At 49.8% G+C, this 8,295-nt stretch carries 6 protein-coding genes, 1 tRNA gene and 1 pseudogene; 3 read left to right on the forward strand and 5 right to left on the reverse strand.

Annotated features, from left to right (window positions below):
- Positions 1–237: 237 nt before the first annotated feature.
- The 5 genes from BP727_RS12775 to nifS form a co-directional block, all read right to left on the reverse strand.
- Positions 238–2,229 carry an agmatine deiminase family protein gene (locus tag BP727_RS12775; RefSeq protein WP_286859190.1) on the reverse strand — a complete coding sequence of 664 codons (1,992 nt, stop codon included), beginning with the start codon at positions 2,227–2,229 and terminating at the stop codon, positions 238–240.
- A gap of 305 nt (positions 2,230–2,534) precedes the next feature.
- Positions 2,535–2,912, reverse strand: coding sequence for a PIN domain-containing protein (locus BP727_RS12780; RefSeq protein ID WP_273278699.1), 378 nt, complete (start codon positions 2,910–2,912; stop codon positions 2,535–2,537).
- A complete protein-coding gene (locus BP727_RS12785) occupies positions 2,905–3,081 on the reverse strand; it encodes an antitoxin family protein (protein WP_157863854.1) in 177 nt (58 codons plus the stop codon). The genes BP727_RS12780 and BP727_RS12785 overlap by 8 nt, the downstream gene beginning before the upstream one ends.
- 122 nt (positions 3,082–3,203) lie before the next feature.
- Positions 3,204–4,439, reverse strand: coding sequence for an SLC13 family permease (locus BP727_RS12790; protein WP_276620484.1), 1,236 nt, complete (start codon positions 4,437–4,439; stop codon positions 3,204–3,206).
- 158 nt (positions 4,440–4,597) lie between these two features.
- Entirely contained in the window at positions 4,598–5,755 is a 1,158-nt protein-coding gene (nifS, locus tag BP727_RS12795; protein ID WP_286859194.1) for a cysteine desulfurase NifS, read from the reverse strand.
- 84 nt (positions 5,756–5,839) lie between these two features.
- On the opposite strand from nifS, the gene BP727_RS12800 reads away from it, so the two are divergent.
- The 3 genes and pseudogenes from BP727_RS12800 to tnpC all read left to right on the forward strand — a co-directional run.
- Positions 5,840–6,088, forward strand: coding sequence for a hypothetical protein (locus tag BP727_RS12800; protein WP_013720695.1), 249 nt, complete (start codon positions 5,840–5,842; stop codon positions 6,086–6,088).
- Positions 6,089–6,282: 194 nt separating this feature from the next.
- Positions 6,283–6,355 (forward strand) — tRNA-Pro (locus BP727_RS12805).
- 676 nt (positions 6,356–7,031) lie between these two features.
- A pseudogene (gene tnpC / locus BP727_RS12810) lies at positions 7,032–8,273 on the forward strand (IS66 family transposase); the annotation flags it as partial.
- Positions 8,274–8,295: the final 22 nt, after the last annotated feature.

The following is an 8,295-nucleotide window of genomic DNA, read 5'->3' on the forward strand; positions in this document are numbered from 1 at the left end:
TCTTTAACTTGTGTTAACATTCTTTAGATGCCATCGGTTGAAAGTCCGAAGATGCCCGTGAATTTATTCATGGGAGTGGTCACTATGATTCCCTGGCGCTATCAGCAGGCAAATGGCGAATAGCAGTGGCCAATAACACAGGCCGATCTGCAAAGGCGATCTCACACCGCCATTTCTTTACTTTTCATATTTTATTAATATTTTATGAATATGGCGTGCGAATGATTGCCATCGCAATCATCTGATCTTTGGCTGCTGCTGGCTGATGCAATGAATCGTCCCCAGCCCCTCCACCATTTCGCGGCAATCGATTCCCACCACCATTCTATCCGGGAAGGCTCCTTGGATTATCTTAAGCGCCTTCTGGTCGTTCTCATTCCTAAATAAGGGAACCAGAACCACATCGTTTCCGATATAGAAGTTGGCATAGCTGGCAGGCAGCCGTCCACTCTCATTTTCCACCAGACCAGGCATGGGCAGCTTGATGACCTTCAGGGGATTTCCATCCTGATCGGTCTCCTGGCAGAGCTGTTCGTAGTTCGCCTTGAGAGGAGCATAGTTCTCATCATCAGGATCCTCCTCGAAGGCACAGAGCACTGTGGTCGGATCGACGAACCTGGCGATGTCGTCCACATGTCCGTCTGTGTCGTCTCCTGCTATCCCCTCCTTCAGCCAGATAACTTTCCTTGCCCCCAAATACTCTTTGAGATAGCTCTCGATCTCCTCCTTATTCAGGCCTGGGTTGCGATTGCGATTGAGGAGGCACTGCTCTGTGGTCAGGACCGTCCCCGAGCCGTTCACATCGATGGATCCGCCCTCCAGGACTATTCCTGGAATGAAGCACTCCATCTTGAGGTCGTCATTTATCAGACAGGGGATTCTGGTGTCTCTCATCAATCCGGGATACTTTTCCCCCCAGGCATTGAAGGTCCAGGCGACCATAGCGATATTATCCATTCCCTTGTTTTCCCCCCGAGATACTACGAATGTTGGGCCATAATCCCGGAACCAGACATCCGCATAATTTATCTGGTGGAATCTGATCCGAAGCAGCTCCACCTTCTCCTCTCTCAGCCGCTCAATAACAGCGCTGAGCATCATCTCGTCTCTGACCAGGAGGTTGACCATCTCGCTCTTATGCATGGCTTTGATGATGGCGATGTATGCGTCCTCCACTTTTTCTATATCGAAGAATGTCTCCTGATCATAGGGCCAGGAGAGCCATATCGCTTCATGCTCTTCCCATTCTGCAGGCATATGAAAGCCCAGCTGCAGGGGCGTATCCACCAGGCAGAGAGCATCCTTCCTATCGATCTTTTCCATCATCGCCTCTCTTGCCTTTATCTGAGGGGCAGGCTCTTTGACCATCTCGATGATGGGCCAGTAAAGATCAGGCCTGCGATTGCGGAAAAAGCCCCATCCCTCCCGGACAGACTTGTTTTTGGCCAGATCCAGGTCAGCCAATAAAACCTCTTCTCTGTCGCCGCTCGCTTTTGCCACGATATTGCCGAATGAGTCAGATACGAAGGAGCTGCCCCAGAAGCTGAGGCTCTCTTCTCTGCCCACCCGGTTGACGGCGGCTACGCATATGCTGTTGGAGATGGCATGGCCCCGCTGCACCGTCTCCCAGGCATCGTGCCAGTCTCCTTCTGCCGGCTCTCCCTGGTCCATGATATTGCCGATGGCGGTGGGATAGAAGATGATCTGGGCTCCGCCCAGGGCTGCCACTCGGGCCGCCTCAGGGAACCATTGATCATAACAGATGAAGACGGCAAACCTGGCATAGCGGGTATCATAGATCCGGATCTCGTCGCCAGGAGAGAAGTAGCTCTGCTCGTAAAAGAGGGGATCATGGGGGATGTGGATCTTGCGGTAGGTCTCCAGAAGGCTGCCGTCATTGTCTATCACCGCGGCGGAGTTAAAGTAGTCGCCCTCTGTTTTTTCATAGATCGGGACTATTATCACTATCTCGTGCTCCCGGGCGAGGATGGAGAAGGCATCTGTGGATTCACCCGGAATTGTCTCCGCCAGATGGGATGCATCCTTTTGATCCCATTGAGGGAAGTAGCGGGTCCGGTAGAGCTCAGGCAGGCAGACGATCTTTGCTCCTTTCTTCGCAGCCTCTTTTATCATCCCGATGGCTTTTTTCAGGTTCAGATCTCTGTCCTCTGAGGCTGTGCTCTGAATCAGTCCTATAGTGACCCTCTCTCTCTCCCTTTCAAGCGCCATTTCAGTCTTCTCCTCTAAGGTGGTCGGCATGCTATTGGAATGCGGAATTTTCTGAGAAGGGATGCGTATTAAAGTATATCAAAGTATCAAAGGATCAGTGTATGTCTCAATATGAGTCGCGCCTCATCATGGCTGAAACAGGCAAGCAACTTGGCGACAAGATGCGATCTGCAAGATCTTCGTCCGAAGCATGCGCCCAAAAACAGGGCCTATGCCATGGGCAAAAGTGGCATATGGTCCGGGCCCCAGCCGCCTCAGTCTGTATAAGCCCAGGGGAGATGGCGGAGTGATGGATTGCTGCCTATTCATTTTATATATTCTACTTCCTCAATATCCTTGAATTCCCGGTCTCCTGTGAGGAACCGGATTTTTAATCTTTTGGAGCAAATATAGCCGAGGCTGTCTATAAGGGAGAGCTTTTTGCCCTTTTTATTATTGGATAACCTGAATCTTGAGGCTTCTAAATAATCGAGATCTTCGGGGCTAATCACCTCGATCCTGCTTCTCAGGAACGAGAGTATATTTATGCTATCCGTTCTCCCAAAATCCCGGTACATGGCATAGGCCAGCTCAAAGATATTGAACTCAGAGGAGATAAGCTCTTTTTGAGAGTATTTTTCGTAGGCGGGATTCCCCTTGAGTATCTCCACCAGTGCATAGGTATCTGCAAATAGCTTAACCATCTGTCTCTCTCAGTTCATCCTTTAAAGACTGCGAATCCAACTTCCAATCCTTCAAGAGACCAAAGATGCCTCTGCTCTTTATTTCTATATCCACTTCCTCGCCTTCCTTCAGATCTAATTTCTCTTGAGGCCTCAAAAGATTATTCTCATAAATCGCTTTCACGATCATACCTGGCACCAAGCTAAACCTGTGGTTTGAGGATAAATATTTGCCCCATCGCTCAACTCATGTTCCGGTCTTTATCTGATTTGCTCCTAATTTTTGCAGTTAAGAGCATCTCATTTTCCTGCTCACAGGAATATCCAGTAGACAAAGACATTCAATGCGGTTAGTGGCACTCCCACCCTGGCGAAATCCAGGAACGTGAGCGTCTCCCCGCTCTTCTCGGCGTTCTGGATGATAATGACGTTGCTTGCCGCCCCCAGGATGAAGAGGTTTCCGGCGATAGTGCTGCCTGCTGCCAGGGCCATCAGATCCTGGGCAGAGGGGTTAATCAGGAGCGGCTGGAATAGGGCGACGAATGGCACATTGGAGATGATCTGGCTCAAAAAGACGCTCAGAGCCAGGATGACGGGAATGGATCCAAAGCCAAGAGAGCTCTCTTCCATCATGCTCTGAAAGAATCCAGATCTCCAGACACTATCCATCAGAACGAACATGGCGGCAAAGAATACCAGGGTGCACCAGTCGATATGCTTCATGATCTCCCATCTTCGACTGCTGAAGAGGATGACGGGCAGGGCAGAGAAGATGGCGATGTAGGTCAGCGAAAAATGTTGGCTGCTCTGAACTGTGACTGCCAGGACCTTGGCCAGAATGAGTATGAGCAGCAGGATAATTGAGATCCGGGAGATATTGGCCAGGGTGGGATCGCTGATGCATTCCTTTGGGATCTCGATGGCCGTCTGCTGGAACTGGCTCTTGTAGAAGAGCCTTAAGAGAAGGTAGGCTAAGACCAGGTTTGCCACTGTTGGAATGAAAAGATACTGGAAGAAGACCAGGAATGGATTTGTCAGGCTGCCGTTGATGGCGATGAGCAGGTTCTGAGGGTTTCCGATGGGGCTCATGGCGCTGCCGGTGGTCACGGCGAAGGCCAGGGTGAGAAGGAGAAGCTTGGGGGAGATCCTCAGGGCCTGGGCCAGGTAGAGCATGAGAGGAGTTCCAATAATAGCTAAAGTGTCGTTCATCAACAGGGCGGAGAGAAAGCCCATGGCGAAGAGGATGAGGAGCAGGAGCTGGTCTAAGTTCTTTGCCCGGCAGAAGATGCGGTTGAAGAGATGAAATAGGTAGCCGCTCTCACGCATCGCCTCTCCGATCACGAACATCCCGGCCAGGAATATCATCACATCTGGGTTTATGGCGCTAGCAGCATCCACCGGCGAGATCTCTCCCGAGAGAAGTACCAAGAGGGCGCCAAGGAGCATTATCTGCCAGATCTGGAGCTTGAACTCACCCAGCTGTCTGATGGCGATGAGGAGAAGGACCAGAGCTAAAGCTATGGCAGAAATATTTATGGCATCGAGCATTCAGGATCCTGAGCCTTCCGGGCGGCGGATGTAGATGGCAACCTTATGGACCTTCTCTCCTCGCTCAGACAGAAACAGGATCTGGTTTTATGCCTGGTTATTATAGTTTTTGGCCTACTGAATCTAGATCCCAATCTTTAAAGTGCTATCTGCAGCGCTTATCTTCCCAGCGCCGATATCCCCCTGAACCTCTCCACTGCCTCCACTATGCTCTCCGCCACATATTCCACCTCATCAAGAGTGTTGGACATCCCCAGGGTGATCCTGAGGGAGCCGTGGCATTCCTCGGCTTTGAGGCCCAGGGACATGAGCACGTGGCTTGGCTCCAGCTTGTGAGACGAGCAGGCGGAGCCTGTGGAAACGCATATCCCTTTGGAGTCCAAGAAGAGCAGGAGCGACTCACCCTCTACGTATCTGAATCCGAAGTTCAGGTTGCCGGGAAGCCTCTTTTTCATAGTACCATTTATCCAGGCCTCCTTGACCTTACCCAAGACCAGCTCTGCCAGGCGGTCGCGCAGGCCTGCCAATCTCTCCGCCTCTCGGGGCATATCCCTCTCAGCCAGCTCTGCCGCTCTTGCCAGGCCCACAATTCCGGATATGTTCTCCGTTCCGGATCTGAGGCGGCGCTCATGGCCCCCTCCCTGGATGATGCTCTCAAGCTTTGTGCCTTTGCGGATGTATAGAGCCCCCACACCCTTCGGCCCGTAGAGCTTATGCGCGGAAAGGGATAGCAGATCGACCCCGAGGTCATCTACATTGACCGGTATCTTTCCTACGCTCTGCACGGCATCGGAATGAAGGTAGATGTCCCTCTCCGCCGCCAGACGGCCGATCTCCTCCAGGGGCTGGATGGTTCCCACCTCGTTGTTGGCGTGCATCACAGAGATGAGGATGGTATCCGGTCGGATGGAGGCCTCCAGAGTGGAGAGCTCGACCAGCCCCTCCCCGGTTACGGGCAGGTAGGTAACCTCAAATCCCTCTTTTTCCAGGGCCCGGCAGGTCTCCAGGATTGCAGGATGCTCGATTTGGGTGGTGATGATATGCTTTCCAAGCTTTCGATTTTTGCGGGCTATGCCCTTAAGAGCCAGGTTATCTGACTCCGTTCCCCCGGAGGTGAAGATGATCTCCTCAGCTCTCGCCCCCAGCAGGGCAGCTACCTTCTCCCTTGAGTCCTCCAAAGCCTCCTTGGCCTCCCGGCCTGATCGGTGCAGGCTGGAGGCATTGCCGAATTTCTCCCCAAAATAGGGCAGCATGGCTGCCAGCACCTCTGGCGCCACTGGGGTGGTGGCGGAATGGTCCATGTAAATGCGCTTCATCCATTTTTCTATTGAGAGCTGAGGGTAAATAGATGGCGAACTCAAACGAGAAACTATAAGTACGCTGCCGGGGGACTGCAGGATATGGACATATCCATTCCCCTATTTTCAACTCCACTCTTGATCGCTGCCGCCCTGATAGGCCTTGGATTTCTGATCTATCCCTTCTCGGCGAGGCTGGGGGTAGTGAGCATTGGTGCGGGCACAGCCATAATGGGGACTGTGGTCCTCTTTGATCTGCCCAATGGATTTGCAATCGAGAGCCTGGTGCTATTCGGATTCACCGTGGTGGTCGGGATCTGGATGATGTATGTGGGAGTGAAAAACGGCTGATATATTTATATATGCTATTAAATAATAAATAATTTCTCATGCAGGCCTGGCGGAGAGTGCAGGGCCAAAATCCGAAGCCTTATCGGAGTTCGGGCCTAAGGGAGCATGCAGCCGATATTTCGCAGGGATGGAGCCGGATCTCATTCAGTGGGAAACCCTTATATGCCACTTCTGCATCCTAACGAACGCTGCGCGGGGCCATAGGGTAGCCTGGTATCCTACAGGACTGGGGGTCCTGTGACCGGCGTTCAAATCGCCGTGGCCCCATAAAAGTCTATTCTGATGCTGATTTAGGATATATCGCTTTCTTCGTTCTTTAGCTGCGATATGGTATCTATGATATATACTTTTTTGGTTATCGGACACCAGTCCTGTTACCATTCGCGCATGAACTCTAAGCGTGCGGCATGTACGAAGTCCTCCATTTGGCACGATCTCTCTGGCAATGGATCATTATTCATGGGTGATTTCAAGCCTTTGCTATAGGGCTAAGATGTTCACCTTTTTGATTTTGGGAGACAACCAGACTGATTAGACCGACAAGGCGAGAAAATTAATTTAAAAAATCATAAAAATTTGGCCATAGAATGGCTTTTCCTTGATATGTACGCTAATTGTGTTTCAATATCCCTATGGATTGATTATATAAAGTGACTCACTCGAAATAATCAGCAAATTAACAATAATTAAATAGAAAATTTAGGATAGATATGTATAAAGCCATCATAAATATGGGTGCTATTCCCGTTTTTTATAATATGTAGATGTATTTTAAATTGTTATGAGGGGTGTAAAGTATTCCAAAGAAATTGAAGATAACGGCATTTTGGATTAAAATATTGTATGTGTTTAGCCCCCACTTAGTTTTCCGAAAATTTCCCTCAGAAATAAATTAGACCAGAAAAATTAAGTAATATAATTGCGATATTCTTTTAGGGCGATTATGGACGAATGTGACACTAACAAGCAACTTCATGAACAGAATGAGCTTCTAAAGCGTGAGAATGAGTTGCTTAAGGCAAGCGTAAGTGAAATTGAGCCACTTAAGGCCAAAATCCGGGAGCTTGAAGCCCGACTAGCCCAATATGAGAATGCTCACACTCCACCGAGTCTAAGACGTGGCCGTAATCGTAAAAAGGATCGCGATGAGAGCAACAAGGGAAAGCCGGGCCAAAAAATTGGGCATAAAGGCGTAACAAGACCTTATGTGACTCCAGATAGGCAAGTGGAAGTAACAATGGATTTCTGTCCTGATTGCGGAGCAAAGCTTGGTTCTCCTTTTCGAATAGATTCCAAGATCGTTGAGGAAATCCCTGAACCTCAGCCCATCATCGTCACTGATTATAGAATCTCGCACTACAGATGTCCTTGCTGCCGGAAAGAAGTTGCTGCAAAGGATTCAAGTTGCCCGCATGAAGGCAAATTTGGGAACAACGTAATTGCTCTTGCAACGATTTTCAAATATGAGGATCGACTGCCTCACAGAAAGATCCATGACGCAATGATGAGGTCGTACGGGTTGAAGATAAGTCCTGCTACGATATTGGATTTAACCCGTCGCGCTGCCGATGCCGTCCGATCCGAATATGATGCGATCTTAAGCAAGATTCGAGGCGCTCCGATTGTGTACGCGGATGAAACTTCAATCAGTGTCCAGGGAGAAAAGCATTGGATCTGGACATTTACTACACCATCCGAGACCTTTTTCGTGATTCGAAAAAGCCGAGGCATGAAGGTTCTGATGGAAGTATTAACTCGGAGATTTAAGGGAATAATAGTATGCGACGGGTGGATACCGTATGCCAGATTCACAAAACACTTGCAGCGATGTTGGGCACATCTACTTCGAGAGTCCAAAGATATTGCTGAGAAGTTCGAGGAAGCTATTCCGCTACATAACGCACTCAAAGAGCTCTACGAAATACTGACCACCGCTCTGGAAAACGATCCTCCGCCAAAAGTCAGAAAGACGTTATGGAAATTGGCGCGAGAAGCGCTTCGGCACTGGATCAAGAAAGAGTACTCTATCGAGAAAGTCCAGAAATTCATCGGCAAGATCAACAACGGCTTTAACTACTGGTTCACATTTGTCATCAATCCTGGTGTAGAGCCGACCAATAATAGGGCGGAGAGAGCGTTGCGACCCAATGTCGTTTTGAGAAAGATTTTGGGAACACTGCGCAATTAGGTAGTCACCCCCTTATGCG

Source organism: Methanosaeta sp. UBA356, from assembly GCF_002496465.1.
Taxonomy (GTDB): domain Archaea; phylum Halobacteriota; class Methanosarcinia; order Methanotrichales; family Methanotrichaceae; genus Methanothrix; species Methanothrix soehngenii.

What these genes read in the sequence shown, in the direction of transcription:
- BP727_RS12790 (WP_276620484.1), bottom strand. Translation starts at nt 4,439, where the DNA reads ATGCTCGATGCCATAAATATTTCTGCCATAGCTTTAGCTCTGGTCCTT.
- BP727_RS12775 (WP_286859190.1), bottom strand. Translation starts at nt 2,229, where the DNA reads ATGGCGCTTGAAAGGGAGAGAGAGAGGGTCACTATAGGACTGATTCAG.
- BP727_RS12785 (WP_157863854.1), bottom strand. Translation starts at nt 3,081, where the DNA reads ATGATCGTGAAAGCGATTTATGAGAATAATCTTTTGAGGCCTCAAGAG.
- nifS (WP_286859194.1), bottom strand. Translation starts at nt 5,755, where the DNA reads ATGAAGCGCATTTACATGGACCATTCCGCCACCACCCCAGTGGCGCCA.
- BP727_RS12780 (WP_273278699.1), bottom strand. Translation starts at nt 2,912, where the DNA reads ATGGTTAAGCTATTTGCAGATACCTATGCACTGGTGGAGATACTCAAG.
- BP727_RS12800 (WP_013720695.1), top strand. Translation starts at nt 5,840, where the DNA reads ATGGACATATCCATTCCCCTATTTTCAACTCCACTCTTGATCGCTGCC.